The 26,613-nt window shown below is 59.1% G+C and carries 28 protein-coding genes and 1 pseudogene; 16 read left to right on the top strand and 13 right to left on the bottom strand.

Features of this window, described 5'->3' with window-relative positions:
• Positions 1-24 precede the first annotated feature (24 nt).
• The 3 genes from add to BTUS_RS10110 all read left to right on the top strand — a co-directional run bounded on the left by add (position 25) and on the right by BTUS_RS10110 (position 3,365).
• Positions 25-1,020: an adenosine deaminase gene (add, locus tag BTUS_RS10120; protein ID WP_013075985.1), complete on the top strand. Its 996-nt coding sequence runs from the start codon at positions 25-27 to the stop codon at positions 1,018-1,020.
• 157 nt (positions 1,021-1,177) lie between these two features.
• Positions 1,178-2,557 (top strand): 8-oxoguanine deaminase, encoded by a 1,380-nt coding sequence (locus BTUS_RS10115; protein WP_013075984.1) that lies wholly within the window; start codon positions 1,178-1,180, stop codon positions 2,555-2,557.
• 22 nt (positions 2,558-2,579) lie between these two features.
• Entirely contained in the window at positions 2,580-3,365 is a 786-nt protein-coding gene (locus BTUS_RS10110) for a creatininase family protein (protein WP_322785834.1), read from the top strand.
• 165 nt (positions 3,366-3,530) lie between these two features.
• On the opposite strand, the gene BTUS_RS10105 is transcribed toward BTUS_RS10110, so the two are convergent.
• Together BTUS_RS10105 and BTUS_RS10100 are read right to left on the bottom strand one after the other, a co-directional pair.
• A complete protein-coding gene (locus tag BTUS_RS10105) occupies positions 3,531-3,710 on the bottom strand; it encodes a hypothetical protein (protein WP_041304097.1) in 180 nt (59 codons plus the stop codon).
• A gap of 69 nt (positions 3,711-3,779) precedes the next feature.
• On the bottom strand, positions 3,780-3,959 hold the full coding sequence (locus BTUS_RS10100) for an APC family permease (RefSeq protein ID WP_041304094.1): 180 nt from the start codon (positions 3,957-3,959) through the stop codon (positions 3,780-3,782).
• A gap of 420 nt (positions 3,960-4,379) precedes the next feature.
• Between BTUS_RS10100 and BTUS_RS10095 the strand changes: the two genes are divergently transcribed.
• The 4 genes from BTUS_RS10095 (at position 4,380) to BTUS_RS10080 (ending at position 7,800) form a co-directional block, all read left to right on the top strand.
• The gene (locus BTUS_RS10095; RefSeq protein ID WP_013075981.1) at positions 4,380-5,180 is read left to right on the top strand and encodes an ABC transporter ATP-binding protein; all 801 of its coding nucleotides are present in this window, start codon (positions 4,380-4,382) and stop codon (positions 5,178-5,180) included.
• A 27-nt stretch (positions 5,181-5,207) separates the two neighbouring features.
• Positions 5,208-6,071, top strand: coding sequence for an ABC transporter permease (locus BTUS_RS10090; RefSeq protein WP_013075980.1), 864 nt, complete (start codon positions 5,208-5,210; stop codon positions 6,069-6,071).
• Positions 6,072-6,167: 96 nt separating this feature from the next.
• Positions 6,168-7,142 carry an ABC transporter substrate-binding protein gene (locus tag BTUS_RS10085; protein ID WP_052300746.1) on the top strand — a complete coding sequence of 325 codons (975 nt, stop codon included), beginning with the start codon at positions 6,168-6,170 and terminating at the stop codon, positions 7,140-7,142.
• A gap of 19 nt (positions 7,143-7,161) precedes the next feature.
• On the top strand, positions 7,162-7,800 hold the full coding sequence (locus BTUS_RS10080; protein ID WP_013075978.1) for a cysteine hydrolase family protein: 639 nt from the start codon (positions 7,162-7,164) through the stop codon (positions 7,798-7,800).
• Between the two features lie 25 nt (positions 7,801-7,825).
• Here the strand turns inward: BTUS_RS10080 and BTUS_RS10075 are convergent, their stop codons facing one another.
• Positions 7,826-8,419, bottom strand: a complete 594-nt coding sequence (locus tag BTUS_RS10075; protein WP_013075977.1) for a DedA family protein — start codon at positions 8,417-8,419, stop codon at positions 7,826-7,828.
• A 105-nt stretch (positions 8,420-8,524) separates the two neighbouring features.
• On the opposite strand from BTUS_RS10075, the gene BTUS_RS10070 reads away from it, so the two are divergent.
• From BTUS_RS10070 to kapD, 3 genes and pseudogenes are all read left to right on the top strand, one after another.
• Complete coding sequence (locus BTUS_RS10070; RefSeq protein WP_013075976.1) at positions 8,525-10,300, top strand: adenine deaminase C-terminal domain-containing protein; 1,776 nt, start codon at positions 8,525-8,527, stop codon at positions 10,298-10,300.
• A gap of 114 nt (positions 10,301-10,414) precedes the next feature.
• Positions 10,415-10,576 (top strand): annotated as a pseudogene (locus BTUS_RS17975) (acyl-CoA dehydrogenase family protein); the annotation flags it as partial.
• 259 nt (positions 10,577-10,835) lie between these two features.
• Entirely contained in the window at positions 10,836-11,474 is a 639-nt protein-coding gene (gene kapD, locus BTUS_RS10065) for a 3'-5' exonuclease KapD (RefSeq protein ID WP_013075975.1), read from the top strand.
• A gap of 78 nt (positions 11,475-11,552) precedes the next feature.
• Here kapD and BTUS_RS10060 read toward each other — a convergent pair whose 3' ends face one another.
• Complete coding sequence (locus tag BTUS_RS10060) at positions 11,553-12,482, bottom strand: prenyltransferase (protein ID WP_013075974.1); 930 nt, start codon at positions 12,480-12,482, stop codon at positions 11,553-11,555.
• 99 nt (positions 12,483-12,581) lie between these two features.
• Positions 12,582-13,079: a hypothetical protein gene (locus BTUS_RS10055; protein WP_013075973.1), complete on the bottom strand. Its 498-nt coding sequence runs from the start codon at positions 13,077-13,079 to the stop codon at positions 12,582-12,584.
• Positions 13,080-13,326: 247 nt separating this feature from the next.
• On the opposite strand from BTUS_RS10055, the gene BTUS_RS10050 reads away from it, so the two are divergent.
• From BTUS_RS10050 to BTUS_RS10030, 5 genes are read left to right on the top strand one after another with little or no spacing between them, the layout of a single operon-like run.
• Positions 13,327-14,043 carry a FadR/GntR family transcriptional regulator gene (locus BTUS_RS10050; protein ID WP_013075972.1) on the top strand — a complete coding sequence of 239 codons (717 nt, stop codon included), beginning with the start codon at positions 13,327-13,329 and terminating at the stop codon, positions 14,041-14,043.
• Complete coding sequence (locus tag BTUS_RS10045; RefSeq protein ID WP_041304086.1) at positions 14,040-14,378, top strand: hypothetical protein; 339 nt, start codon at positions 14,040-14,042, stop codon at positions 14,376-14,378. Before BTUS_RS10050 ends, BTUS_RS10045 begins: the two co-directional genes overlap by 4 nt.
• 41 nt (positions 14,379-14,419) lie before the next feature.
• The gene (locus BTUS_RS10040) at positions 14,420-14,671 is read left to right on the top strand and encodes a hypothetical protein (protein ID WP_041304083.1); all 252 of its coding nucleotides are present in this window, start codon (positions 14,420-14,422) and stop codon (positions 14,669-14,671) included.
• Positions 14,668-16,113 carry an FAD-binding oxidoreductase gene (locus tag BTUS_RS10035; RefSeq protein WP_013075971.1) on the top strand — a complete coding sequence of 482 codons (1,446 nt, stop codon included), beginning with the start codon at positions 14,668-14,670 and terminating at the stop codon, positions 16,111-16,113. Before BTUS_RS10040 ends, BTUS_RS10035 begins: the two co-directional genes overlap by 4 nt.
• Positions 16,110-17,918, top strand: coding sequence for a heterodisulfide reductase-related iron-sulfur binding cluster (locus BTUS_RS10030; RefSeq protein WP_013075970.1), 1,809 nt, complete (start codon positions 16,110-16,112; stop codon positions 17,916-17,918). The genes BTUS_RS10035 and BTUS_RS10030 overlap by 4 nt, the downstream gene beginning before the upstream one ends.
• A gap of 307 nt (positions 17,919-18,225) precedes the next feature.
• Here the strand turns inward: BTUS_RS10030 and BTUS_RS10025 are convergent, their stop codons facing one another.
• Positions 18,226-19,422 (bottom strand): thiolase family protein, encoded by a 1,197-nt coding sequence (locus tag BTUS_RS10025; RefSeq protein WP_013075969.1) that lies wholly within the window; start codon positions 19,420-19,422, stop codon positions 18,226-18,228.
• A 24-nt stretch (positions 19,423-19,446) separates the two neighbouring features.
• Positions 19,447-20,358: an AMP-binding enzyme gene (locus BTUS_RS10020; RefSeq protein WP_083780151.1), complete on the bottom strand. Its 912-nt coding sequence runs from the start codon at positions 20,356-20,358 to the stop codon at positions 19,447-19,449.
• Between BTUS_RS10020 and BTUS_RS19260 the strand changes: the two genes are divergently transcribed.
• Positions 20,320-20,661 carry a helix-turn-helix domain-containing protein gene (locus BTUS_RS19260; protein WP_407635218.1) on the top strand — a complete coding sequence of 114 codons (342 nt, stop codon included), beginning with the start codon at positions 20,320-20,322 and terminating at the stop codon, positions 20,659-20,661. The two genes, BTUS_RS10020 and BTUS_RS19260, sit on opposite strands and share 39 nt — an antisense overlap.
• 214 nt (positions 20,662-20,875) lie before the next feature.
• Here the strand turns inward: BTUS_RS19260 and BTUS_RS10010 are convergent, their stop codons facing one another.
• The 6 genes from BTUS_RS10010 to BTUS_RS09985 form a co-directional block, all read right to left on the bottom strand.
• Positions 20,876-21,445 carry an FAD-dependent oxidoreductase gene (locus tag BTUS_RS10010; protein ID WP_013075968.1) on the bottom strand — a complete coding sequence of 190 codons (570 nt, stop codon included), beginning with the start codon at positions 21,443-21,445 and terminating at the stop codon, positions 20,876-20,878.
• 111 nt (positions 21,446-21,556) lie between these two features.
• On the bottom strand, positions 21,557-22,039 hold the full coding sequence (gene arsC, locus BTUS_RS10005; RefSeq protein WP_013075967.1) for an arsenate reductase (thioredoxin): 483 nt from the start codon (positions 22,037-22,039) through the stop codon (positions 21,557-21,559).
• Positions 22,040-22,140: 101 nt separating this feature from the next.
• A complete protein-coding gene (arsB, locus tag BTUS_RS10000) occupies positions 22,141-23,199 on the bottom strand; it encodes an ACR3 family arsenite efflux transporter (protein WP_013075966.1) in 1,059 nt (352 codons plus the stop codon).
• The gene (locus tag BTUS_RS09995) at positions 23,199-23,588 is read right to left on the bottom strand and encodes an ArsR/SmtB family transcription factor (RefSeq protein WP_013075965.1); all 390 of its coding nucleotides are present in this window, start codon (positions 23,586-23,588) and stop codon (positions 23,199-23,201) included. The genes arsB and BTUS_RS09995 overlap by 1 nt, the downstream gene beginning before the upstream one ends.
• Positions 23,589-23,675: 87 nt before the next feature.
• On the bottom strand, positions 23,676-25,139 hold the full coding sequence (gene wsfD / locus BTUS_RS09990) for a glycan biosynthesis hexose transferase WsfD (protein ID WP_013075964.1): 1,464 nt from the start codon (positions 25,137-25,139) through the stop codon (positions 23,676-23,678).
• 230 nt (positions 25,140-25,369) lie between these two features.
• Entirely contained in the window at positions 25,370-26,584 is a 1,215-nt protein-coding gene (locus tag BTUS_RS09985; protein ID WP_052300744.1) for a Glu/Leu/Phe/Val family dehydrogenase, read from the bottom strand.
• Positions 26,585-26,613 lie beyond the last annotated feature (29 nt).

The following is a 26,613-nucleotide window of genomic DNA, read 5'->3' as shown; positions in this document are numbered from 1 at the left end:
TTTGTAACTTCGAGAGGCCGGGTGGTGTTCGTGGATATGAAAGTAATTCGGGATTTACCGAAAGTGGAGTTGCATGTCCATTTGGAAGGGGCCATACCAAAAGAAACCGTTTTGTCCCTGGCCGCCGAACAGAACGCTGCCTTACCAAGACAGGAGCGGGATCTGTTTTCTTTTCAAGAACTGGGCGGATTTCTGCGGTTCTTGGACTGGATGTGTGGCTTGGTTCGGGAACAGGCGACATTAGAGACCATCGCTTACGACTTTGCCTTTCGATCGAGCCGACAAGGGATTGTCTACTCCGAGGTGATTGTGAACCCCACGCATTGGAGGGCTCTGGACCTTGAGCAGCTGGTGGAGGCCGTACACGCCGGATTCGACCGGGCGCAAGAGGATGGGTTAGCTGATTGCCGGATTCTGCTCTCTCTGGCTAGACACCAGACAGAGAAAGAGGCCCGGGATTTGGTGGAGTGGCTTCGCGTTTATCGCCCGAATCGGGTGGTGGGAATCTCGGTGGACGGAGATGAAGGGGCTGCGGGGAGAACCGGCCCCAAGTTTGCCGGAGCCTACACCATGGCCGAATCATTGGGCTACGGGCTTACGGCCCACGCCGGGGAGTCCTCTGGGCCCGAAGGGGTGTACGATGCCTTGGATGTATTGGGGGTACACCGGATTGATCACGGCGTCCGGGCGGTTGAGGATCAGAAATTAGTTCGCAGACTGGCGCAGGATCACGTTCCCTTAAACATCTGCGTGAGTTCCAACCTTGCGCTGTTGTACCCGGATTTGTCCAATCATCCGGTCGGAGCCCTGTATGAGGCTGGGATCCCCGTTACGATTAACACTGATGATCCTGAACTGTTGGGCGTCACTTTAAACGATGAATTTCAAATGGTCAGTGAGGCCCTTGGGTGGAAGGTGGAGGATCTCACTCGGGTCACCGAGTATGCTATCAGCGCCGCGTTCTGCGAAGAGTCAAAAAAACGAGAACTTCGGAAAAGTCTGCGGGAAAGCCTGTCGTGAGAATTGCACAGTTTGTACGACACAGCAATGACGGTCGGCTTGTGGCCCGGACACGGCCTGAAGTCTCGGAATTGATGGTAAACGATACGCCTTCCCCGGTGAATTTTTCCGCTACACAAAAGAAACAATGACATCGCTGAACAGGGGGCTGCTGGGAATGGGTGGAGATTTATGGATTACAAACTCGACCGCCTTGGTCACGGGCCGCCCGGAAGATCCGGTGAAAACGGGTGTGGAGTTGGTGATCGAGGGCGGCGTCATCACATATCTGGGACCCCGGGATCGCCATTTTCAAGAAAGAATTCTCCACAGACTTGATCAATGCGAAGTGTTGGACGCGAGCGGCTGCGTGATCTATCCCGGCTTGGTCAACACCCATCATCACATGTACCAGGTGATGACGAGGAATCATCCGGACGTGGAGGGGCTGGGGCTGTTTGGTTGGTTGGAACGCCTCTTTCCCATGTGGACGGGGGTTACCGAGGAACTTACCTATTATACATCTCTTCTCGCCATGGCCGAGCTCGTTCAATTCGGCTGTACCACGACCATGGATCACCACTATGTGTTTCCAAAAGGACAACTTGGTTGCCTGGACAGACAGTTTGAGGCGGCGGAACGAATTGGCATTCGGTTTCACGGTTCCCGGGGGAGCATGTCTGTCGGTCACAGTCGGGGTGGGTTACCCCAGGATGACCTCGTGGAAGACCCGGACACCGTCCTGGCCGAATCCGAGCGACTGATCCGCACCTACCATGATCCGCATCCGTTCTCCATGCGCCAAGTCGTCCTCTCCCCCTGTGCCCCGACTTCAGTGGACGCGGCGTTATTCCGGGAGACGGCAGACCTGGCCCGGCGATACGGCGTGAGGATGCACACTCACCTGGCCGAAACGATGGACGAGATCACTTATTCTCGCGAAAAATTCGGGCGATCGCCCGTGGAGTATATGGACGATATGGGTTGGCTGGGGCCAGATGTATGGTTTGCGCACGCGGTGCACCTGGACGGCGAAGACATCCGCCGTTTAGCTGAGGCAGGAGTGGGGGTAGCGCACTGCGCCTCGTCCAACATGAAGCTACATTCGGGAATTTGTCCTGTTCATCGCTTGGACCGGGCCGGGGTTTTCGTCGGTCTTGGGGTGGATGGGTCGGCGAGTAACGACAGTTCGAATCTGTTGGCGGAACTCCGGACCGCGTATCTTCTGCAGCAGTTGGCGGAGGGACCCGAGGCTTTGACGGCCCGGGAGATGCTGGCTCTGGCCGGGACAGGAGGGGCGCGGCTTCTCGGCCGAGAGGAACTCGGGGTGCTTGAGGTGGGGAAAGCCGGAGATTGTTTCTTGCTCAACATCGATCGGGCCGAATATGCCGGCAGCGGGCGAGACTGGGCGGCGATGCCCGCGACCCAGGGGATTCATCGGCCTGTGGACGCCACTGTGGTGGCGGGCAAGGTGATCTATCGGGACGGGAACTGGTATAATGGATTTCATGAAAAAGAAGTGATCCATCAGTTTCACCGGTTGCTGGGAATGAGGTAACCGGGTAACTGAAATTGCCTAAATCCTACTCGATTCACAGACCAAGGAAGAAGGGTTTGCACTGGAAACCAATCGGCCATATCCCGAGCTATTTCGGGAACCCAAAAGGATTGTGGTTTTACCCATGGGTGCCGTCGAGCAGCACGGTCCGATCTTGCCGATCGACACGGACCTGCGGATTGCGGCTCTCTTGGCTGAAAAATTGGAAGAGGTCTTAGGGACTCACCGCGTGCTGCGATTGCCGCCCATTCCCTTCACCCTTTCCTGGGAGCACCGGGGCTTCCCGGGTGTGATCAGCCTGTCTGTTGTCACGTTGCACCATATTCTGGACGACCTGATGACAAGCCTTCGTGCTTGGGGCTCTTACGGACCTTCTTTGGTGGTGTTGGTCAGTTGGCACGGGGGGAACCAAGCTTTGGAATCCCTTGCCGCCGAGCTGGGTGCCAGGCACAACCTTCCCCTTGTCGTTTTGCCGTCCTCAAAATCCCGCAGGGCGGCGTATCAGATGGCGGGGCCACAAGATGTCCATGCCGGCTCCCTGGAGACCTCTATCATCACCGCCTTTTGGCCGGATCTGCTGGCAAATCGCACTGCGATGCTCCAAGAGGATGCCCCGCCCTTCCAAGCCATGGATGTACAAACGGCCCTGCAGGGCCTCGGGATGCGTCGCATCAGCTCCAGCGGTGTGTGGGGCAATGCCGCCAACCCGTCGGTAGACGCGGGAAAGGCGGGTATTCAACAGTTGGTGGCACAAATGGCCGCAGAAGTACGGGAAATGCTTTCTTTCGAACACAGGAATGACGCCTAGCACTGGAAGGTTCCAGGGCCGCCCGGCGCCCCCGGTGGTGGGCACCAGGGAGCCGGGCAGTCAAGGAACTTTATGTTCGTCAGCCTACACATCCGCAGCTCGTACTGCCAGAACCTCCTGATCATCGGTGTCAATCTCCAGAACGTTGAGGGCATGGCTCACTCCTCAGTAGTAAATTACCAGGGCTCCGATGGCGACGATGAGGTCATCCCAGCCGCTGGGAATTACCGGGTGAACCCCGGCCGGAAGCTGGTAGTCCCCCAAGTGGGCGATCACCAACATGGACTCGAAGCAAACCACCGACCACGCCCCGGCTTTCCAGTCCTGCTTTAACCGATTCCGCAACCCCTCCCGAGGACAACAGAATCGCCCGTGGAATGTCCCTGCGGGAGGTTCTTGACCTCGGCTCCAAAATCAACGGGTCCGCCTCCACTTCGATCCCGCCACACTGGAGTATGCCAGCATGGAGGTGAATCCGGTGAGATAACCGACCAGGGTTCCCTGGGTGTACTGCGGATAGCGCACAAACCCTCCCGCCCAAGGCATTGCACTGCCGAGCTCCGCATAGACGAGACCGATCAAGGCGATAGCCACGCCGCCGATCAGCCAGGCGATCTAAGCGTTGGTCCCGGCAAAGTCTGCCGCCCCCTGGGCGGGGAACAGCCACCCTGAGCCGACGATGGCCCCCATCCCCAACAGCGTAAGATCCAGAAGGTTGAGACTAGGCTTGAATCGGCCAGACGCATTCTATATGAACTACCCCCTTGTCTAGTTTTTAGTTCACCCGATCTTACGACAATCCGTAGCATCTGGAAACGATCGAGCCGGTGATATTTATGTTATATATAATCCTAAATACATGACCTAGAGTGTTGCATATCAACTATGTAATGGAGTAAGATAGAGATGTAATCCTGCTATGATTATATTTAGTACGTAATATGTAGCTTTTTATATCAAAAAAATACCTCATCAATTTCCCTTTAAGGCCAAGCCCAATTTGGAGGTGGTCCCGTGACCGTCAAAATTGAAGTAGCGGGGGTATCCAAATGGTTTCGCAAAAACAAACAGGATGTGCAGGTGTTGCAGGAAACGCATTTGACCGTACCTGAGGGACGGTTTGTTAGTATCATTGGCCCCAGTGGCTGTGGAAAATCAACCTTATTCAACATTATCGCGGGTCTCACTATTCCCTCGACGGGTAAGGTCTCTATGGACGGGAAAGTCATTACGGGCAAAACGGGATTTGTCGGTTACATGCTCCAAAAAGACATGCTCCTGCCGTGGCGGACCATCGTCGATAACATTATCTTGGGAATGGAAATTCGAGGGATGCCGCATAAGGAAGCTGTGGCCCGAGCCGTTCCACTGATCGAAAAATACGGACTTCGCGGGTTCGAGCACCACTATCCCAGGGAACTCTCCGGTGGCATGCGGCAACGTGCGGCGTTGCTCCGGACGTTGCTCTACGACCGTGATGTGATGCTTCTCGATGAACCCTTTGGTGCATTGGATGCCCAGACCCGCCTTGCTATGCAAAATTGGCTCCTCAGGATCTGGTCTGATTTTGGCAAAACGGTGCTCTTCGTTACCCATGATATCGACGAAGCCCTTTATTTGTCTGACGAAATTTACGTTTTCAGTGCGCGACCTGGGCGGATAAAGGAGAAAGTGCAGGTGTCTTTGGCGCGGCCACGAACGAAGGAAGACATGACATCTGACCGCTTTATGAGACTAAAGCACCACCTTCTCGATCTACTGGCGGATGAATTCAAGACGGACGACGAACGCGAACCGGCTGCACGCTATTCGTGAAGCGTTCGCCTTTTGGAGGGATGATGAATGAACGGTGCAGAGGAACAAGTGGCAGCGGTGCTTCGGAGTGCCGCGTTGCCAAACGAATCCGCTGCCCGCCTGGTTGTTTTCGACGAGGAAGAGTTGGAAAGGCGCCATCGGCGTTCGGTGATGACCGGACGAATTGTGGTTGGAATCGTGATCATCGGTTTGTGGGAGGTCTTGTCACGAATCGGGTGGCTAAATGCCTATTATTGGAGCAGGCCAAGCACGATTGTCCAGACCGCATGGGTTCAACTCACCCAAGGAACTTTACTTTCAGATGTTCTCTATACTTCAGGATCGACAGTGATTGGCTTTGTGTCGGGAACTCTCGTGGGGGCAGCAGTCGGTCTATCCTTTTGGTGGTCTAGGTCTTACGCTGAAGTCAGTGAACCGTTCTTGATTCTGCTGAACGCGATGCCGAAACTGGCTCTCGCTCCCGTTCTTGTCATTCTTCTTGGAATCGGCTTTTTCTCAAAAGTTGCTCTAGCTTTTCTCATGACCGTTATCGTCACTGCTTTGTCTGCGTACAGCGGGGTGAAGAGCCTGGATTCCGATATGGAACGCTTATTGTATTCCCTGGGGGCACAGCGACGACATGTATTTTTCAAAGTGGTGGTGCCATGGTCAATGCCTTGGATTATCGGAAGCTTGCGGATCAATATTGCCCTTGCCCTGGCCGGTGCCATTGTGGGAGAGTTCATTGCTTCCCAACAGGGCGTTGGGCGCATGATTTTGTATGCCGGTACGATCCTGGACATACCACTGGTTTGGGTCGGCGTCGTTGTCCTTTCGATTCTGTCAATGGTTATGTACACCGGGGTGGTTGCCCTCGAAAAATGGCTCTCCCAGGGCTTACCCAAATCTTGATTCGTATCACAAATCAGCGAGTAAAGAGGGGGGGGCGTCTTGGCAAAATTTCGACCGTTATTTTTCACAGTTCTTTGTATCACATTGGCCTTTGCGATGTCTGGCTGTGGAAGTGGGCAGGGCGTTTCGGGACCGGGATCTGACTCCCAAGGGCTCAAAAAAATCATCATCGCTGAACCGGTGCACCTGATCGGTTATCTCCCGCTATATGCAGCTGAGCAAGAGGGGTATTTTAAAAAGCACGGTCTGGATGTTCAATTTATGACGGCCACCGGTGGAGCCCACGTAACGGCAGTGGTGAGTGGACAGGCGTGGGGAGTGATCGGAGGTCCTGAGTCGAATGCTTTAGCAAATCAGGGGAATCCTGATCCCATCATTTCCGTCGTGAACGTGGTAAACCGCGCCAACGTGTATCTCATGGCCAAAGCCGACACAGGTCCAAAGAGTGACTCTCCCGCAGATCTGAAAGCCTTTCTTCGGGGGAAAAGAATTGCGGCGGGGCGTCATGGGGGAACACCGAATCTCTTGATGAGGTATCTATTGATTCAATTAGGTCTCAATCCGGATAAAGATGTCCAAATCCTCGAGCCCGCCGATGCTACGGCGGTGGTGGCTATGGTGCAACAAGGCTTGGCAGATGTCGCTAATGGGGCCGAGCCTCAAATTGTGGACGGAATAACCAAAAGAGTGTGGGACGAGCCATTCTATAAATTTCCGTCTATGGGTGATTATAGCTACTCTGTGGTCAGCGTCAAGAACTCTACTATTCAAAAGGATCCGGAGACTGTCCAGCAATTTGTGGATGCAGTGGTGGAAGTGCTGAAGAAGATGCAGTCTGATAAGACCTTTGCGGCCAAGGTGGCCAAGAAACAATTTCCCACGTTGTCCGATCAGGCCATTCAGGCATCCCTAGATCGGGCCTACGCAGATCATTTGTGGAGTACGGATGGGATGATTACACCGCAAGCACTGCAACGGGACATGGACGTAATGATCACAACGGGGATTTTCAAGGGTAGCTACACTTACGACGGGCTGGTAGATATGGAGTTTGTGAAAAAAGCGAAATGAATACTGTGGGGTGGTTGACGTGGCAGAAAGAGGTTACACAAATCCGGATTCCACGGCGCTGATTGTAGTGGATGTGCAGAACGATTTTTGTCATCCTGAAGGGGCACTCGCCAAAGGGGGAAACGATGTCAGCATGGTTAAGTCGATGATGCTCCATCTGCGACGGCTGATCGAGGGAGCTCATCGTTGCGACGTTCCTGTCATTTACATCCAGACTATTCACGAACCTGCTACCGACTCCCAGATCTGGACGGAGCGAATGGGTGGCCGGTCTAATACAGTATGTCGAAAGGGAAGCTGGGGAGCTGATTTCTACGAGATTTCTCCTGGCCCCGAAGACATTATCGTGAACAAACATCGGTATAGCGCCTTTATTAACACCAGGTTGGAATCGGTACTGCGAACCCTAAAGGTCGATACATTGGTCATGAGCGGGGTCAGTAGCAATGTATGCGTGGAGTCCACCGCAAGAGACGGGTACATGTTGGATTATCGAATCCTGTTTGCATATGACGCCTGCGCTGCTTATTCCCTGAGAGCTCATGAGATGACTCTAGAAAATATCGACCGTTTTTTTGGCACAGTGGTGGATACAGATCATGTTGTGCGCACCTGGGACACGGCGAAGGCGAAGGCCCAGGCTCCGGCGGGTACATGAATTGCCGGGGCCGGGGCGGGCCGCTCTATGCCTGGCGGTACCTGCGTTTGAGGGCAACATACAAGGCAACAAGGACGGCCAGGGCGATAAGACCGGGCACCAGGTACTGGTGCATCACCCGGTGGTAGTGGGACCACGCTACCCCGGCGAAGCGGCCGAGGGTCGTGAAGGCGACCACCCACACCAAGGCCGAGATTGCGTTGAAGAGGCTGAAGGTCAAAAAGGGCATGCGTTCAATTCCCGCGAGATAAGGCACCAGAACGCGAATTCCGGCGATGAACTTCCCAAACAGCACCACAAAGCCCCGATATTTGGCGAAGGTCCCCTCGGCCTTCGCCCATTTTTGCTCCTTGATACCTACGAATCGCGCGATTCGCATGACGATGGGACGCCCTAAAAAATACCCGATTCCGTAGGCGGCGGTGGAGCCGAAGATATTGCCCAGGGAGGCCGCAACCAAGAGAGGCAGGAATGCAAAGGCCCCCTTGGTCCACTCGATGCCCGACAGCACCAGCGTGGTTTCTGCGGGAAACGGCACCCCTAGATTTTCGATCAGCAAAATAAAAAAAACACCGATGTACCCATAGTGGGAGATCCAGTATTGGACGCCCAGGTGCAAGAGCCCTCGCTCCTTTCTTGAGTCCGGGGACATAACCAGTCTACTATAAGAGTATGGCAAAGATGGTGGTTTTCCAACCACCACGGAAGAAATGGAGGCGACGGGGTGCGGATCCAAAAGTTTGAAGCCGATCGACGAGAGTTGATTGAGGTGGCCCGGGGGGATCGGCCGGCCGATCTCTTCATTCGGGGTGGTACGGTGGTCAACGTCTATTCCGGGGAGTTGTTGCCCCACCACGTCGCGATCTACAAAGATCGCATCGCTTATGTCGGGCCCCGGAAGGTCGCCGTAGGGGACGAGACCCAGGTGGTGGATGCGGCGGGGATGTTTGTGGTTCCGGGGTATATCGAGACCCACTCGCACCCCTGGATTTTGTACAACCCCGTGAGCCTGGCAGAGCGGATCGTGCCTCTGGGGACGACCACTGTGGTTCACGATACCCTGTTTTTCTACCTTCATCTGGGCTACAAGGGGACCGTGGAGCTGATCGAGGCGCTGCGGGATCTGCCCATCAATCAACTGTGGCTGGCCCGGATGGTTGCCCAGGCGGGGTATCCGGAAGAAGGGGAGTGGTTTAACCCCGCCTTTGTTCGGAAATTGCTCGAACACGAAGATGTGATCGGAACGGCGGAGCTGACCCGCTGGCCCATGTTGTACCAGGGCGATCCTTTGATCGTGGGCACGATCGAATTTGCAAAAGAATTGGGGAAGGTATCGGATGGTCACACCGCCGGCTGTTCCTTTGAAAAATTAAACGTCTTGTCGGCCGGCGGGCTGAGTGCCTGTCACGAGGCCATCACCGCCCGGGAGATGCTGGACCGATTGCGCTTGGGGCTGTGGACGGTGCTGCGCAACAGTTCACTGCGCCCGGATCTGCAAGAGTTGATCGAACCGGTGGTAGAAGGGCAGATCAGCACCCAGCGGCTCCTAATGACTACAGACGGGCCGAATCCGTCTTTTATTGAAGAGAACGGGTTTCTGGACGGGCTTCTTCGCCAGGCCGTGCGGATGGGCGTGCCACCCGTCACCGCCCTGCAGATGGTGACCCTCAACGCGGCCCAGTACCTGAAGCTCGATGATGACATCGGCGGGATTGCACCCGGGCGCCGGGCGGATGTACTAATTCTCCCCGATCTTGAAAATTTCCGTCCAGCTCGGGTGGTGCGGGCAGGGCGGGAGGTCGCCCGGGATGGCCGGCTGATCGCTCCGATTCCAGATATTGCCTGGGACCTCTACCCCTCGATGAAACCACTGTCCGTCGCGCCGGAGCTACTGGCGGATCCTAATTTGTATCGATTGGAGGCGAAAGACGGGGAAAAGGTGCCGGTGATCGAATTTATCAGTAATGTCATCACCCGGCGCACGGATGCCGCGCTGTCGACAGACGGCGAATACGTGGCGATCGGCGATCGACCGGATCTGGCCTATGCAGCTTTGGTGGCCCGGGATGGGACCTGGGTGGCCAAAGGGGTGATCCGGGGGTTCGGCGGCCGGATCGGGGGGCTCGCCTCCACCTACAACACCACCACCGAGCTTCTCGTCATCGGCAGGGATTCCGGGGCCATGGCTGTTGCGGCGGAGCGGGTGCGGCAGATGGGGGGCGGGATCGCCCTGGCCGAAGACGGGGAAGTCAAGCTGGATATTCCTTTGCCCCTGTACGGAATCATGTCCGACCGGCCCTTTGCCCGGGTGGTGCGGGACCACGACCGGCTTCTGGCGGCGGTCCAAAAGCGGGGATTTCCCTTTCACGATATTTTGTATTCCCTTCTCTTTTTGACCTGTGATTTTCTCCCGGGGCTTCGCCTGACGCCTTTGGGGCTGTACGATGTCAAAAGGGCGCAGGTGGTTCGAAAACGGCGCAATTTGCCGGTGAGGTCCTGATCGTCAGCATCCATAGAACCGGTTGCCGGTTCTGTATTTTCACTTTAGACTGGGAGTGAGGTGAGGACTGGGCGTGTGGTAAGGGACCCCGCGCCAAGACGGGAGGGATGGTCGCGGGTGATTGATCGGGCGATTCAGGCGTTCGGAGGGGCGGGGATGACCAGCGATACGCCCTTGGCGCGGATGTGGGCGAACATCCGGACGCTGCGCATCGCCGACGGTCCCGACGAGGTGCACCGCATGTCCATCGCGAAGCAGGAGATTAGGGGGCGGTAGGCCCAGGTGCGAAAGGGAAAAGGCGCGTTCCCTCGCTCTGGGGGGCTGGGGAGCGCAAGAGGATTGGAGTGACCAACCGACCGTTCGATACCAAGGCCGGAAGGAGGAGTTGGGTGGCTCGGGGGTTCGGCGGGATGGACGGACCGGCAAGGGAGCGCGCATACTCTTTGCGCCGCGTTGGTCGGCCCGGATCCACCCGATCTCTTCCGGCTGTGGTAGACTGGTGTCGAGGGGATGTGACGGAGCGGGGGGAACAGGATTGAGTGAACAGTTGCTCTTTCTGGATTTTGAGTTCACCATGCCGGAAGATCGATCGACGCCCGAACAGTTTCGGCCGGAGATCATCGAGCTGGGTCTGGTCTCGGTGATCGACGGCGAGATCTTTGACCGATTGTCCACTTTCGTGCGCCCCATGCGATTTCCCACCTTGACCGAGAGGTGCAAGAACTTTTTACAGATTCGCCAGGAAGATGTGGACGCGGGGATCTCCTTCCGTGAACTGGTGGAGACTCTGCAGACTTATGTCGAGTTGTGTCCGACCACGCCGGTCACTTGGGGAAACGCCGATCTTCAGGTGTTGCGGGAGAACTGCGGCCATGCCGGGCTTCCCTTTCCTTTCGATCGCCGGGAGCGGGATCTGTCCTTAGAATATAAACGGTTTTTCGGGAATCGCCAGCAGACGGGCCTCTGGAAGGCGATTGAGGAGTACGGGCGAACGGGGGTCGGCCGTCACCACCGAGCCCTGGACGACGCGCTGACCACCGTGGAGATTTTCCGGATGATCGAAAAAGACAAGGAGTATCTGAATCGCCGGGAGCGCATGACCCTCGGGGACCGGGTGGATCTGGAGGACGTGTGGAAAAAACTGAATGACTGGCAGGTCAAAACGGCCAAATGAAGCGGGCGAACGGAAACGTCGCCCGCTTGACTTTTTAGGCGCTGGTGTGCCGATCCTTTGATCGAGGGGCCGGGCTCCTCAGCGACCGAGCCAGAGCCCGGCGGCGAAGAGAAGCCCGAAAGCCCAGTAGTGAAAGGCCGCCCATTTCATCCCCGCCATCTCCTCGGACCGCGGGGCTCCGGCCCGCAGAGAGTGGCGCAGCCGGACGGCCAGGGGAAGGGCGAGAAACGCCCAGGAGGCCGTCCACGGGATCAGCCGGCCGGCCACCATTGCCCCAAGCCACAGGTAAGACCCGGCGAGCAGGGCAGTGAGCAGGTACAGGGCCCTCGGCCGTCCCAGGGCGATGGCCGTGGTGCGGCGAAAACCCTGATCTTTGGCGATGTCTCGAATGTTGTTGGACAGAATCATCGATGCGATGAGCAGGGCCGAGGGCAGGGAGATGGCCAAAACGGCCCCATCGGGACGGTGCCCTTGCACCGCAAAGGCCAAAGCGGTGGTGACCGGGCCCATGAACACGGCGGCCGCCGGCTCGCCCAAGCCCAGGGAGGACAAAGGGCGGGGACCGGCGGAATAAAAATATCCCACAACGATGCCGAGGGTGCCGGCCAGGGCGACCCACCAGCCGGTTTGTACGGCCAGCCAAGCCCCGAGCAGGACGGCGAGGCCAAACATGGCGCCGGCCACGGTGGGAATGGTGCGATGAGCGGGACCCCGGCCGTGTCCGGGATCGCCGGGGGCGGCCCATTTTTCCCGGTCTTGGCCGTGCAGGACGTCAAAATAATCGTTGAGCATGTTGGTGGCTCCCTGAACGAGCAGGGCGGCGAGGAGCATGGCCAAAAAGGGCGCGGGATATACGGGCCCGCGGCCTGCCGCAAGGCTGCTGCCCACCAACACCGGGGCAATCGTTCCCGTCCAGGTCATGGGCCGGCTCAATTGCAGCCACGAGGATCGGTAGGTCAAATTGGCCGACGGCCGACTCGTATCGATTTTAGCAAGGGATCGACTCACTCGGATGTCACCTCGATCCGCATTCTGCCAGGAGTAGGGTGCGGGGGGCAGGAGTTCTCGTACGTGGGGCGACAGGTAACTCCCCTACCCGGGTCCCGATCAGCCGAGAAGCACCATGCAGACGATCAGGGCGGCGAAGCCTGCCACCTCTGCCGACTCCACCGCCGCAATTCGGCCCATGGCACGCTTCAGGGGCCTATCGTCCCCTTGTTCTGCTTGGCTCCACAAGCTGTCGTCCCGGAAAATCCCCATCGACAGGCGGTACCCGACGGTCGACCCCCACACCACAGTGACTACGGCGATGATCAGTGCGGTCAGCCAAATGCGCCCGTACGCGGTTCCCAGGTCGGACCACCCGCGGATCGGCCCCAGGGCGGTGCCGAGAAGGACACCGGTGAGGATGACTCCTGTGCCCGCTGCGGTAAAGGGCCCGTGTACCCATGCCATTAAAGCCCGAAAGACCTCCCGCCGACGGCCAACAGGCAGGTGTTTCATTGCCGGATAGACGCCCCACCCGATGAAAAGGACTCCGCCCACCCACACAATGGCCAAAACAATATGCACGGCCACGAGCGCCGTGCGAATCTCCGCAACCATCGTCCGCTCGCCTCTTTCACCGGCTTCTAATTTCATCGTATCGCCAGTGGCGGCCCGGGCCTATGATCGCGGTCACAGTCGGATTAGGTTGTCCGATAGCCCCTTTAAGAAAACACAGGGGGGGAATCGTATTGTCAATCGCGATTAAAGAGAAAGAATCCCTCGACACCTCTTGACACCGGGTGAATTCTTGGATACGCTAAAATCGTGTGAAGATGTCTGATCACTAGACAAATAGGTGATGCCCATGATCCAGCCGGTGCGGCGCTCGAAGTTGTCTGAGGCGGTCGTGGAACAGTTAAAAGAATTGATCCAGTCCGGCGTGTATCCGCCGGGAACCAAACTGCCCCCCGAGAAAGAGTTGGCGAAACAGTTTGGCGTCAGCCGGGCCTCGGTGCGGGAGGCGCTTTCGGTTCTCGCCTCGGCGGGCATCATCGACGTCCGCCAGGGCGAGGGGAGTTTTGTGCTCGAAGCGGATCTTTCGCGGTACATTCCTCCCGTGGCCGTATCGATGATCGCATTTCCCAAGCAGATTTTACACCTTTTGGAGATGCGGAGCATCCTGGAGACGTCGGCGGCGGAGTTGGCCGCCCAGCGTGCGGGAGAGCCGGAGGTCGCGGAGATCGAAAAGGCGATGCAGGGGTATCTGAACGAACTCCGGGCCGGGCGGGTGGGCGATGCCGGGGATCTGCAGTTTCATCAGGCGGTCGCCAAAGCCACCGGCAACCCCATCCTGGTTGAACTAATGGCCCGGGTGTCCGATTTGATCCGGGAAGGGATGCGCTGCACCTTGGGCCCGAACCAGGGTAACTTCAAGCGCATGCGGGAGGTTTTTGACGAGCACGATCGCATCTACCAGGCGATTCGGGAGCGTCGCCCGGAGGAAGCCCGGGCGGCCATGGCTTTTCACCTGGGAAAGGTTCGGGAGAAGGTTGAGCAGGAAATGAAGGAGGCCGGGCGATGAAGTGGGCCAAGGTGCGCCGGAACCTGGAGACCCCGGAGATCGCCGATCTCGAAGGGGTGGGGGAGCGGGAGACGTCGGCCGTGCTGGGCCAGGCTTTTGGGTGCCCTCTTCGGGTGGCGATTACGGCGGGAAGCCGTGGGATCTTCGGAATCGACCGGACCCTTCGGAAGGTAGTTCAAACCGTCCGGTCTTTTGGCGGCGGATCTTCTGGCGGGCGACCGCGAGTTGCTCAAAGAAGCCAGGCGGCTGATGCCTGGCCTACCGACCGATCGGCTCGACCTGTTGGTGGTCAGAAAAGCTGGCGGCGAAAATCGACCGTGCCGCCACGTATTTGAACTGTTTGACGAGCGGATTTGCCGCTCGGGCCGCCGTCCCCATGACATTTGCCAGTGAAAAAGAAATGCTCGACTCGGCGTTCCGAGCGTTAAAACGGCCGCCGCACCAGGTGCGCTGGATGGCGGTGGCCAATACCCTGGAGCTCGGCGAGGTCCGGGTGGGGGAGGCGCTGTGGGAAGAGGCGCAGACATGGCCGGACGTGGCCGGGGTAGGGGCTCTGCGGGATGTGACGTTTACTGCAGATGGCGACCTGGTTTGGGAAGAGGAAGAAGAAGGGAAGGACCGTGGATGAGTGCGGGAGAAGAGAGTCGGGCGGCCGGCGGCTCCCGGCGGGCGGTGCCCATTGAAGAGTTGCGGGGGATTCTCGGCCCCGGCCGGGTGCTGACCTCCGAGGCGGATCGGTTGAGTTATGCTTATGACGCGTCCTTCGGGGTCTATGTGCCGGATTGTGTGGTGCAACCGAAGAGTACCGAGGAAGTGCAGGCGGTGGTGCGGACGGCGGCGAGGGAGCGGATTCCTTTGTACCCCCGGGGATCGGGCAGTTGTCTGAGCGGCGGTCCGCTGCCGGTGTACGGGGGCATCGTGGTGGATCTGTCGAAGATGGATGGGAAGCTGGAGATCTACCCGGACGATTTGGTGGCGGTGGTGTCGCCGGGGGTGCGGACCTTGGATCTGCAGAAGGCGGCGGAGCGCCACGGCTTGTTTTATCCGCCGGATCCGAGCAGTTCCCGGATTTCCACCATCGGGGGCAATATCGCGGAGAACTCCGGCGGCCCCAGGGGGCTGAAATACGGGGTGACCCGGGATTATGTGCTGGGTCTTGAGGTGGTGACTGCCGACGGGAGGGTGTTTCGCACCGGAGGCCACACGATCAAGAATGTGACGGGGTATGATTTGACGCGGCTGATCGTCGGCTCCGAAGGGACCTTGGGCATCGTCACGGAAGCCGTGTTGCGCCTGCTGCCAAAACCCCAGGCCCGGCGGACGGCCCTGGCGGTTTTTGACGATCTGGTGGTGGCGGGGAAGGCCATTTCCAAGATTTTGACCTCGGGGATCCTCCCGGGAGCCTTGGAGATCATCGACCAGGCCTGCCTTCGGGCCGTGGAGGCGTTTCGGCCCAGCGGTCTCCCTGTCGACGCCGAAGCGGTGCTCTTGGTGGAGGTGGACGGTCACCCCGCCGCCGTGGACGACGAGATCCGTCAGGCTGCCCAGATTTGTCGGCAATTGGGGGCGCGGTCGGTGGAGGTGGCGGCGGATGAGGCGGCCCGGGATCGACTGTGGTTTGCCCGCCGCCAGATTTCTCCGGCCATCGCCCGGATCAAACCCACCAAAATCTCCGAGGACGCCACGGTGCCCCGCAGCCGGATTCCGGAGATGTTCGCCAAACTCCGGGAGATTCGCAAGAAGTACGGGGTGGAGCTGGTGGTGTTCGGCCACGCCGGGGACGGGAATCTCCACCCGAACATCCTGTGCGATCTCCGGGATCGGGAAGAGATGAAGCGGGTGGAAGAGGCGGTGGCGGAGATTTTCCGCGCGGCCCTGGAGATGGGGGGGACCCTGTCCGGGGAACACGGCATCGGCACGATGAAGGCGCCATTTTTGACGTGGCAGTTGGGAGAGGTCGGGGTGGAGATGACGAAGCGGATCAAGCAGGCCTGGGATCCGGACAACATCATGAACCCCGGGAAAATTTTCCCCGAACCCGGCAGAGATGGGCTGGTGTTCACATCATGAGTGAAGCGGCGAAATCTGTGGAGACGCCGGCGGTTCCGATGTTGGAGGATCTCCCTTACGACGAGGCCCTGCGCTGCGTGCAATGCGGGTATTGTCTGCCCGCTTGCCCGACGTACCGGACCATGGGAAAAGAAACCCATTCCCCCCGGGGACGGATCAATTTGGTTCGCATGCTCGCCGAGGGGCGAACGGACTGGAAAGTGGTGGAGGAGCCCATCGACCTGTGCCTCGGCTGCCGGGCCTGTGAAGAGGCGTGCCCGGTGGGGGTGCCGTATGGCCAGATCTTGGAGGAGACCCGGCATTACCTGCGAGAACGCAAGATGAAAGAAAACCCGGGCAAGGGGGACCGGGCGTTGGCATGGCTTTTGCAGAATGTGTGGCCAGAGCCCGACCGGTTACAGGCTGCCGGAGACTTCGTTTGGATGTACCAGAGAATGGGCCCCGTTGGGCGTTGGGGGGCTTCGTGGCCGATATGGCCTGAGGGGATGCGGGCTTTTGCCCCGGTGCTCCCCAAGGTCGATGGGCCCCGCACCCGGCGCCGGGCGCCGAAGGTCTACCGGCCGGTGGACAAAGATGCGAAGCTCGTGGGCACGGCCATGCTTTTTCGCGGGTGTATCATGGATGTCCTGTTTCAGCACCTGAACCGATTGACCGGGGAAGTGGCGGCGAAGTTCGGCTGGAAAGTGGTGGTTCCCGACGAGCAGCGCTGCTGCGGCGCCCTGCACGCCCACGCCGGGGATCTGGACGGAGCGAAGGAACTGGCCAAGCGCAACATCGCGGCCTTTGAAGCTTCCGGAGCGGAAGTGATCCTGCACAACGCAGGCGGTTGTGGGGCCATGCTCACCGAGTATCCGCGCCTATTGGCGGACGATCCCGAGTGGGCCGATCGGGCTGCCACATTCGCCGCCAAGGTCAAAGACATCAGCGAGTTGGCCGTTCAGGCGCCGGACAGCGCTTTCCTGCGGGAGGTACCCCTGCGGGTCACGTACCAGCCTTCGTGTCACCTCCGCAATGTCGAAAGGGTAAAAAATGAGCCGGTGGAGGTGTTGCGGCGGATTCCGGGTGTTGAGTACGTGGAGATGGAAGAGATGGACCGCTGCTGCGGGTCGGCGGGGATTTATAATGCAGTCCATTACGAGGAGTCCATGGCGGTGCTCGACGACAAAATGGAAAAGGCGATACGGACGGGCACCGATTGGGTGGTGACATCGAACCCGGGTTGTCTCCTCCAAATGCGCCTCGGGGTGCGCCGGTCCGGGTCGGCGGCGGAGGGCGGACCCAAAGAGGCGATCCACTTGGTCGAGCTTTTGGCCTGGGCCTGCGGGGTGGAAGAGGCAGGAGGAGCCGGGGGCAGGGTCTATTCCACGATGACGGGATCGGGGGTGAAGGGCGTGGAAGCCCATGACAAATGCCGGGTGCTGATCGGCCGCCTGCGTGAATTGGGCCGGGTGGTGATCGCCTTCTCCGGAGGAGTGGACAGCACCTTTTTGTTGAAGGCGGCCCTCGAAGCTTTGGGACCGGACCGGGTGTTGGCGGTGACGGCGGATTCGGAAACCTACCCCGAGCGGGAACGGTGGGAAGCGGTGGAATTGGCCCGGGAGCTGGGCAGCCCGCACTTGCTGATCCAGGCTCGGGAATTGGAGATTCCGGGGTATGCGGAGAACCCGGCCGACCGATGTTATTTTTGTAAACAAGAGCTGTTCAGCCACTTGATTCCCCTCGCCAAACAAAAGGGATATGACCACGTGATCTTCGGGGCCATTGCCGACGATCTCGGGGACCATCGCCCGGGACTGCGCCCTTGATGGGAATGTTGGCAAGCTGTGCCCCGGGGGTGGCGGGAGTATATCGACGGGCGGGGCCAGCGGAGATATGTTTTTAGGAGCCTGGCTGGATGCCGGCGCCGGAGGAGCGGTGGCGGGGGATTCTGAGAGGACTTGAACTCGGGGGTTACACCGTCCGCGTTCGCCGGGTGACCAAGCCTTGCTGGAATCCTGTGTTCGGCTATCCCTGTCCCCCTGGCAAAGGACTTCAAAAACTGAGCCCCCTTGGGTCCAAGGGGGCATGGTCCAAAACGCCGCGTGCGGTATCAGAAGGGCAACAGCGATCGGCTCACCGCGTCAACACGTGCACCGACACGGCGGCACTGTCTCCTTCCAAAAAGCCCCCGGCGTTTTGCGTCAAGCCGGTCCGGGCGCCCTCCACCTGGCGCTCCCCGGCCTCGCCCCGCAACTGCCAAACGATCTCCGCGAGCTGGGCGAGCCCGGTGGCCCCCACCGGGTGTCCCCTGGCGATCAGCCCGCCGCCGGGGTTGACGGGCACTGCGCCTCCCAGGGCGGTGTCCCCGGACTCCACCAGTCCGGCCCCTTCCTCGGGCCCGCACAGCCCTAACTGTTCGTAAGCCCACAGCTCCCCGGGAGCTGCAGCGTCGTGGACTTCGAGGACATCCAAGTCCCGGGGGCCGAGTCCGGCTTGGGCATAGACGCGTTCCGCAGCCCGCTCCACATTGCTCCTCTTCTTCTCGGACCCGGCCGAGGCCGGACCGGTCAGGGCGGAGAGCACCACGGAACCGGCGACAAAGACCGGCCGGCTCGTCCAGCGCCGCGCCGTCTTCTCCCGGGCGACGATCGCCGCCGCCGCACCGTCGCTCAGGGGCGAACACATCAGCAGGCGCAAGGGGTCGCTGACGACCCGGGAGGCCATGACACTCTCTACCGTCTGCGGCACCCGATACTGGGCGTAGGGATTGAGGGCCCCGTGACGGCTGTTCTTTGTGGCGATTGAAGCGAAGATCTCGACGGGCGTCCCGTACAACTCCATGTGGCGCCGGGCTTCCTCGGCGTAATAGTCCATGAACATGCTCTGCCGGTCTCGGCCGCCACCGCCGGGAAACGCCAAGAGAGACTCCACGTCCGTTGCACCCTCGAAGGCGCGAAAAGTCCGCTCCTTATCCGGATGGATCATCTTTTCCACGCCGAGTACCAGCACCGTGTCGTACATCCCTGAGAGGACCGACATACAGGCCAGATGAAACGCCGTCGACCCGCTGGCGCAGGCGTTCTCCACATTGAACATGGGAATCCCGGCCAACTCGGTGCCCGAGAGGAAGACCTGGCCGCGCACGCTCTCCTGTCTCCAAATCGCGCCGGCCATGGCATTGGACACGAAAGCCGCCTCAATCGCCGACTCAGGAATCCCTGCGTCTTCCAGGGCCGCCCGCGACGCTTCCCGGGCCAACTCTTTCAAGCTCCGCTCCGGCTGCTTGCCGAACCGGGTCATGCCGACGCCGACCACTACCACTTGGTTCATCCCCGCTTCCTCCTTCCGCCAACTTCAGTTGACCTGCCGGTCGCGCCCCGACCAATAGGGCTCGCGCAGCGCTTTTTTGTCGATCTTGCCGTAGGGCGTCAGCGGAAGGGCCTCGACGAACCGGACTTCCTTAGGCCGTTTGTAGGCGGACAACTCCTTGCGGCAATGCTCGAGGATGCTCTCTTCGGTCACCTCCATCCCCCCTTTGGGCACAACGATTGCCATGACCGCCTCCCCCCAGTCGGGATGCGGCACGCCGATCACCGCCACCTGGGCCACTCCCGGGTGTCTCTGAATGGCGTTTTCCACCTCGGTGGTGTAAACGTTCATGCCCCCGCTGATGATCATGTCTTTCTTCCGGTCCAGGAGATACACGTACCCCTCTTCGTCCATCATGCCGACGTCTCCGGTGTGCAGCCACCCGTCCCGCAGGGCTTCCGCCGTCTTTTCCGGCTGGTTGTGGTAGCCCACCATCGTGTAAAGGGTGCGGGCCGCGATTTCGCCTTCCACCCCGCGCGGCACCTCGTTGCCGTGTTCGTCGACGATTTTGACCATGCTCATCGCCACGGGCTGGCCGCAACTGCGCAGCCGGTGGACGCCCTCCGGGTCGGTGCGGTGATCCTCTTTTTTCAGGCGCGTGATGAAATTGGGCGCCTCGCTCTGACCGTACAGTTGCATGAAGACCGGACCGAAAATCTCCAAGCCCTGTTTGAGTCGTTCGGCGGTGATCGGCGCCGCGCCGTACACAATGGTCCGCAGGGACCGGAGATCGTAGGTTCGGCCGCCGATCTGGTCCATCACCCGGTAGATCATCGTCGGCACCATGAACGTGAGGGTGATTTTGTTCTGTTCAATCCGATCCAGGACCAATTGAGGGTCAAATTTTCGTTCCACATAGTGGGCCGCCCCTTTGACCACCGCTTGGTTGCGCGGCATATCCGGCCAGATGTAGCCGAGGAACAGCTGGGCGATGATTCCTTTGGCTCCGACGATGATCGTATTGTTCGACCGATTGGCGATTTACCGGCCGAAGTGCGGGGCCGCGGATCGATTCCTTCATCCGGCGGGAAGAGAGCCTTCCCTCGTCGGCGCCGATCCACCGCTCTGGACAGGCTCACTCTGGAGGAGGCCCTGCGCCGGACCCGAGGCAATATCAGCGAAACCGCACGGCTGCTGTCCGTCTCGCGGATGACAATTTATCGAAAAATCGAGGAGTTCAGGATCGATTTTGAGAATTGAAACAAACAAGCCGGGGTATCCTCCCGGTGGACCCCCCACATTTCTGAAGATCAAGTCCGATATTGTACAATCCCCTCAATGATAGATAGATGTCACACCTGCACGGGTGGTTGAAGCGCGGTGCGACCAATTCGGGTCGGGTCGGGGGCAACGATCAGCCCCGGCCCGATCCCACTGCGACCCTCGGGTCTACCTCACGTCTCCGGCCTTTACCTTATTCCTTCGGCGTCAAGATATCGTGGTCGACATAGCGCTCGCCATTTAGTTCACTGATCAGGTTAATGGCCACTTTGGCGCCATCTCCGGCAGTGATGATCGTATGTACGCTCACCCCCGCCACGGTGCCTGCAGCCCACAGGCCCGGAATGTTGGTGCGGCCCTGTCCGTCCGTTTCGATGATCGTCTTGATCCGCGGCTCGGTGGCCGGCTTCGTTTTCAGACCAATTTTTTCTGCCAAATCGGTCCACAACCCGGTGGCGAGAATGACGTGTTTCGCGCTGTACGTTCCTTTTTCTGTTTGAATGTCGAATCCGTCCCCGGTTTTGCGAATATCCGTCACCTTGTCTTGGACCAACTCTGCCCCAAAGTGAGCGGCCTGTTGCTTGCCGATCTCGATGAGATCCGGCCCGGCGATTTCTTTGACTCCGTAGTGGTTTTCAATCCACGCCCGCTTGGTGATGCTTTGGTCGCTGTCGATTACGAGAGTTTTTTTCCCCGCCTTTGCTGTAAACAAAGCCGCGCTGGCCCCCGCCGGGCCCGCTCCAATGATCGCCACGTCATACATGGTTGCACCCATCCTTTCGTAGGAACCGTTCTATCTTTGAGTGGGATCTCCCCATGCAATTATACCGGATTCGAACGGATGGGGGCAAAGCGACCACCGTCGCCAGGGGGCTCAGCGAGTCGCCGTCGTTCCATCGTTCAAAAACTCCTGTACCCGTCTGCCGATTTCGTCGCGAACCCGCCGGAATGCCTCCATGATTTCGTCGGGGCTGCCGGTGACTTTGGCGGGATCCGGCAAGCCCCAGTGTAAACGCTTCACTGTCGGGGGAGTCACCGGGCACCGCTCCTCGGCATCCCCGCACAAGGTGATCGCCCAATCCGCTCGGGTCAGCAGTGTCGGATCGATGGGATCGCTGGTTTGACCGGAGATGTCGATACCGACCTCTCGCATCACTTCCACAGTCAGAGGGTGGACACCCCGGGGTTCGAGGCCCCCGCTGTACACCTGGAACCGATCCCCACCCAAATGCTTTGCCCACCCTTCGGCCATTTGGCTGCGGCAGGAATTGCCGGTGCAGATAAAATATAAAATTGCACGATGTTGTCCGGTTTCCCGATCAAGTCCGCTTTCGCTCGTTTCCGTCCGAGAATTCATGAGGGCACCTCCGTATTCGTCGCGAAGACCGCCGGACGCTCTACCGGTTGTCCTCGCGTGATACTTTTATAGCTCCCCGGCCTCCGCTGCGTCTCATTTTCCTAAACCCGTCCCCCCACAGGCGATTCCCGTCTTCGCAAGCGGTTGGCCACATGAACCAGCATCAACATCACCGGAACTTCCACGAGGGGCCCGATGACCGCCGCGAAGGCCTCACCGGAGCCTATGCCGAACACCCCGGCCGCCACGGCGATGGCCAGTTCAAAATTGTTGCTGGCGGCTGTAAAAGAGAGGGTGGTGGTCACCGGAGCATCTGCCCCGGCCTTTTGCCCGAGCCAGTATGAGATAAAAAACATCAGGACGAAATACAGCACGAGGGGTATCGCAATGCGCACCACATCCATCGGAATCTGAACAATCGTCTCACCCTTCAGGGAAAACATCACAATAATCGTGAACAGGAGGGCAACCAGGGTCAGCGGACTGATGCGAGGCACAAAAACGCGATCATACCAATCACGGCCCTTCCACCGAAGGAGGGTGAATCGCGTCACAATCCCTGCGGCGAAAGGGACGCCGAGATATAAAAGAACGCTTTGGGCCACTTCGCCCATTGAAACGTGTACCGCCACACCCTGCAAACCCAGTGCGCTGGGGAGGAAGGTTGCAAAAAGATAGGTATAGACCGAATAGAACACTACCTGGAAAATGGAGTTTAGGGCGACCAGACCGGCGGCGTATTCGCGATTGCCGCAGGCCAAATCATTCCAGACGATGACCATGGCGATGCACCGGGCCAGACCGATCAAGATCAATCCCGTCATATAGGCCGGCTGGTCCCGGAGAAAAAGAATCGCCAACCCGAACATGAGCAGAGGCCCGATGACCCAGTTTTGAAACAGGGAGAGTGCCAAGACTCTCTTGTCCCGAAAGACCTTCGGGAGCTCCTCATAACGTACCTTGGCCAAAGGGGGATACATCATGAGGATCAGCCCGGCGGCGATGGGAATGGAGGTGGTGCCGATTTGAAACTGTTGGAGCGCGCCGGTGAATTCCGGCACCCACGCGCCCAGGGCCACGCCTGCAGCCATGGCCAGAAGAATCCACACGGTCAGATACCGATCCAAGGGCGATAATCGCTTCTGGATTTGGTCAACCATCACCGCACCTCTCCTTTGATTACGGCCGTCGGAGTACCGGCTGCCGGCGTGCCCGTTGCCGGCTCCGCGCTGCACATAGGGGCTGGCCCTCGGTTTGCCAACTCTTTCAAAGGGCCAGAGAGCCCCGGCAGCGGATCTATTGCTGCCACGACCTCTTTGAGCCGTTCTCGGTTGATGGAGTAAAATACCCATTGTCCCCGGCGGGTTTCCGTGACCAACCGCACTGTCCGTAGTCGCGCCAAGTGTTTGGACACCGCGGGTTGGGAGATCCCAAACAGCGGCACCAGCTCACAGACGCAACAATCCCGGACGTTGAGGAGAGTCAAGATTTGAAGACGGGTCGGGTCCCCCAGCACCTTAAAGACGTCAGCCAGTTCTCGAATGTCCACGTCGATCCCCTCCGGGAGCCATTCTAACATAACTATATGGTTATTTCCAATGGCCGTCAAGGTCGATACGTTTTCCCCGCTTCATGTTTATCCAGCCGTGGTTTCAGACACAATCACCCGCTGGCGCTTCCTCAACCGGATGGCCGACTCGATCTTGGCGATCGCCCACGTGCCCGAGATGAGCAAGGTCGTGTCCCACAGGAGATCGTACGTAAACAGGTGTTTGATAAGTTCGTTACGACCTTCGGCAAGATAGGGAATTGGAAACTGGATCACCGCCAGGGTGCCGACCCATAAAGCGAATTCTGCAAGCCGAGGGCCACTATCCAACCCATCGACTGATTTGAAACCGTGAACACGCAGGCCCCGCACGGCCACAGCCCCGTAAACCAACCAATAACCGCCCAAGACCCATACCGAAGACGGGAACCAGTCTCTTTTCGTGTCACTCCACACAGAAAAACGGTGGGTCAGGGTCTTGGCGGGCATCCCGGATGACCGCTCGTAATTGCCGAGGTATGGCGGCCGCATCGCCAGGGCGTCCCGGTGACTCTGTTGCATCGCCTCAATGAACCGAGAGGGATGGGTGAGATAAAATCCCGCGATTTGGGTCCAACCGATCTTCCTGTAAAATCGCTCCCTGAACTCTCGCCCGCGAACATCGATGGGATGGCGGTCAAAATACGTGGTTCCAGCCAGCACGGCCAACTTGGGGTCGAGATGAAGTGCCCGGAGGTCCTGCGCCCTGGTTGCCGGATTCACCAGGATGCCGTCGAACACGCTGTGGTACAGGTTCGTATAAGCGAAGGCCCGGGGTGTGAGGGTATAGCACGCCGCCGAGGCCCCCACTACCACCACCGCGCAAAGGACGGATGCGACCCGCCACAACCGGTCCCGCCTCAGATGTGCCAAGCGCACCGCGAACACCCCGAGAACCAGGGCCAAGGGCGCCATTTGTAGCTTGGCGGTGCCAAAAGCGACAGCAGCGGCGCCAAAGGCCACAAGTCCCCAGATTCTCGGCACCGGCCGGGTCAGTAAAACTAAGATAAAAGCCAGGAGAAACATAAAAGAAACAAAAGAAACGGCTTCGCTGTACAAAGAGCGGCAGTAGGCCAGATAAGCGACATCGCAGTACACAACGATCCCTGCCAGGGCGGCGAACACCGTCGCCCACGGGGGCAGGACGCGGCGCAGGGCGCCTAAGGTGAAAAATGCGGCCACGGCCAGCAAAGCCGTGTAAAAAACGGCGAGGACCGACAGGTCGAACAGCGGACGGCCGTATAACCATTGGCTGACGGCGATGGCCGGCTGTAGCAACAGAGCGAGGGAGGATGGGTAACGGGCGTCTCCGCCTCCCACCACGGCAAAATACCGGTTGACCCAATTAAAATATCGAAGGTGCGGGTCAGTGGTATTGAACGCCAACCCGACCTCGGGTTGATACATGATGCGCTCAAAATCCCCGTTATTCGCCATCCCGATCGCCGGCGGGGTGAGGAGAATGCCTGTCGCCAGGATGAACACCAGCAGGGCATATGCTCCTTCCACCACCCGGGAAAACCGCCGCACTAACTGCGACGCATGGCGGGCAAACCTTTGGGAAACGGCAGAAAATATGACGATTGGTCGCCCCATGGTCCTCGTCGTTCAACGTTCCTTTCCCTGTCCGACGTACGACACACGCTGAAAGTGTACCATAACAATGCGGGAAAGGGGGAGACAGAAAAATGCCGCCCGAAGGCGGCACCTGCCCGATCTTGAGACCCTGTCCCGATCTCAGGTCAGACCCAGCCCCGGGCTTTCATCGCTTCGTACACGCGCTGCATGGCGATCATGAACGCCGCAGTACGGAGGTCCACCTGATGCCGGTCAGCCGTTTGCCGAACCTGACGATAGGCCTTCACCATGGCCCGATGGAGGCGCCGGTTGACTTCGTCTTCACTCCAGTAGTCGTTGGTCAAGTTCTGAACCCATTCAAAATACGATACGGTGACGCCTCCCGAATTGGCGAGAATGTCTGGGATCACCATGATACCGTTGTCGTACAGAATCTGGTCCGCTTCCGGGGTGGTGGGGCCGTTGGCCGCCTCGGCGACGATCCGGGCCTTGATCCGCGGAGCATTGGCACCGGTGATCACGCCCTCTAGGGCGGCGGGAATGAGGATGTCCACGTCGAGTTCTAAAAGCTCGGAGGAATCGATGCGCTGGGGACCGTAATCCAACAGGTTGCCGGCCTCCTTGGCCTTGATCACCCGCGGCAAGTCCAGGCCCGACGGATCGTACAGGGCCCCTTTGGAATCGCTCACCGCCACCACTTTGCATCCGAGATCGGCCAAAAGTTCCGCCGCCGTGCGCCCGGCGTTTCCAAATCCTTGGACAGCTGCGGATGCCCCTTGCAGTTGGAGTCCGATGTCCTTGGCTGCTTCCGCAATGGCGGTGACACAACCCCGGCCGGTGGCATCGCTTCGCCCCAGAGACCCGCCGATCACCACGGGTTTTCCGGTGATGACCCCCGGGGTGAAGGTGCCGTGTAGCCGGCTGAAGGTATCCATCATCCAGCCCATCACCTGGGGATTGGTGTACACATCCGGGGCGGGGATGTCTTTGTCGGGGCCCACCACCTGGGCCACAGCCTCCATGTATCCCCGACTCAACCTCTCCAGTTCTCCTTCGGAAAGACTGTGGGGGTCCACCACAACCCCGCCCTTCGCTCCGCCGTAAGGTAGCCCTGCGACACCGCATTTGAAAGTCATCCACATGGACAGAGCTTTAACCTCGTCGAGAGTTACTCCGGGATGAAAACGGATGCCCCCTTTGGTCGGGCCGATGGCGTCATTGTGTTGGACGCGGTACCCCTCAAACACCCGGATCGTCCCGTCGTCCATCTTCACGGGAAAATGAACGATGAGCGCGCGTTTGGGCCTCTTCATGATTTCGACGGCGTTCCGGGGAATCCCGAGATGCTCGGCGGCTCGTTCGATCTGCTCCTGTACCATTTCGTACGGGCCGTGAGCATGGGTTGACG

This window comes from Kyrpidia tusciae DSM 2912 (genome assembly GCF_000092905.1).
Classification (GTDB): Bacteria; Bacillota; Bacilli; order Kyrpidiales; family Kyrpidiaceae; genus Kyrpidia; species Kyrpidia tusciae.
This window is presented reverse-complemented; position numbering and strand designations above follow the sequence as displayed.

Excerpts from the sequence above, each read along its gene's own strand:
- arsB (WP_013075966.1), bottom strand. The coding sequence starts at position 23,199 with ATGGTTGACCAAATCCAGAAGCGATTATCGCCCTTGGATCGGTATCTG.
- BTUS_RS10035 (WP_013075971.1), top strand. The coding sequence starts at position 14,668 with ATGAGTGCGGGAGAAGAGAGTCGGGCGGCCGGCGGCTCCCGGCGGGCG.
- BTUS_RS09985 (WP_052300744.1), bottom strand. The coding sequence starts at position 26,584 with ATGGTACAGGAGCAGATCGAACGAGCCGCCGAGCATCTCGGGATTCCC.
- BTUS_RS10010 (WP_013075968.1), bottom strand. The coding sequence starts at position 21,445 with ATGTATGACGTGGCGATCATTGGAGCGGGCCCGGCGGGGGCCAGCGCG.
- BTUS_RS10025 (WP_013075969.1), bottom strand. The coding sequence starts at position 19,422 with ATGAACCAAGTGGTAGTGGTCGGCGTCGGCATGACCCGGTTCGGCAAG.
- BTUS_RS10050 (WP_013075972.1), top strand. The coding sequence starts at position 13,327 with ATGATCCAGCCGGTGCGGCGCTCGAAGTTGTCTGAGGCGGTCGTGGAA.
- arsC (WP_013075967.1), bottom strand. The coding sequence starts at position 22,039 with ATGAATTCTCGGACGGAAACGAGCGAAAGCGGACTTGATCGGGAAACC.
- BTUS_RS10115 (WP_013075984.1), top strand. The coding sequence starts at position 1,178 with ATGGGTGGAGATTTATGGATTACAAACTCGACCGCCTTGGTCACGGGC.
- BTUS_RS10045 (WP_041304086.1), top strand. The coding sequence starts at position 14,040 with ATGAAGTGGGCCAAGGTGCGCCGGAACCTGGAGACCCCGGAGATCGCC.
- BTUS_RS10030 (WP_013075970.1), top strand. The coding sequence starts at position 16,110 with ATGAGTGAAGCGGCGAAATCTGTGGAGACGCCGGCGGTTCCGATGTTG.
- BTUS_RS10090 (WP_013075980.1), top strand. The coding sequence starts at position 5,208 with ATGAACGGTGCAGAGGAACAAGTGGCAGCGGTGCTTCGGAGTGCCGCG.
- BTUS_RS10055 (WP_013075973.1), bottom strand. The coding sequence starts at position 13,079 with ATGGTTGCGGAGATTCGCACGGCGCTCGTGGCCGTGCATATTGTTTTG.
- BTUS_RS10040 (WP_041304083.1), top strand. The coding sequence starts at position 14,420 with ATGACATTTGCCAGTGAAAAAGAAATGCTCGACTCGGCGTTCCGAGCG.
- BTUS_RS10085 (WP_052300746.1), top strand. The coding sequence starts at position 6,168 with ATGTCTGGCTGTGGAAGTGGGCAGGGCGTTTCGGGACCGGGATCTGAC.
- BTUS_RS10020 (WP_083780151.1), bottom strand. The coding sequence starts at position 20,358 with ATGCCGCGCAACCAAGCGGTGGTCAAAGGGGCGGCCCACTATGTGGAA.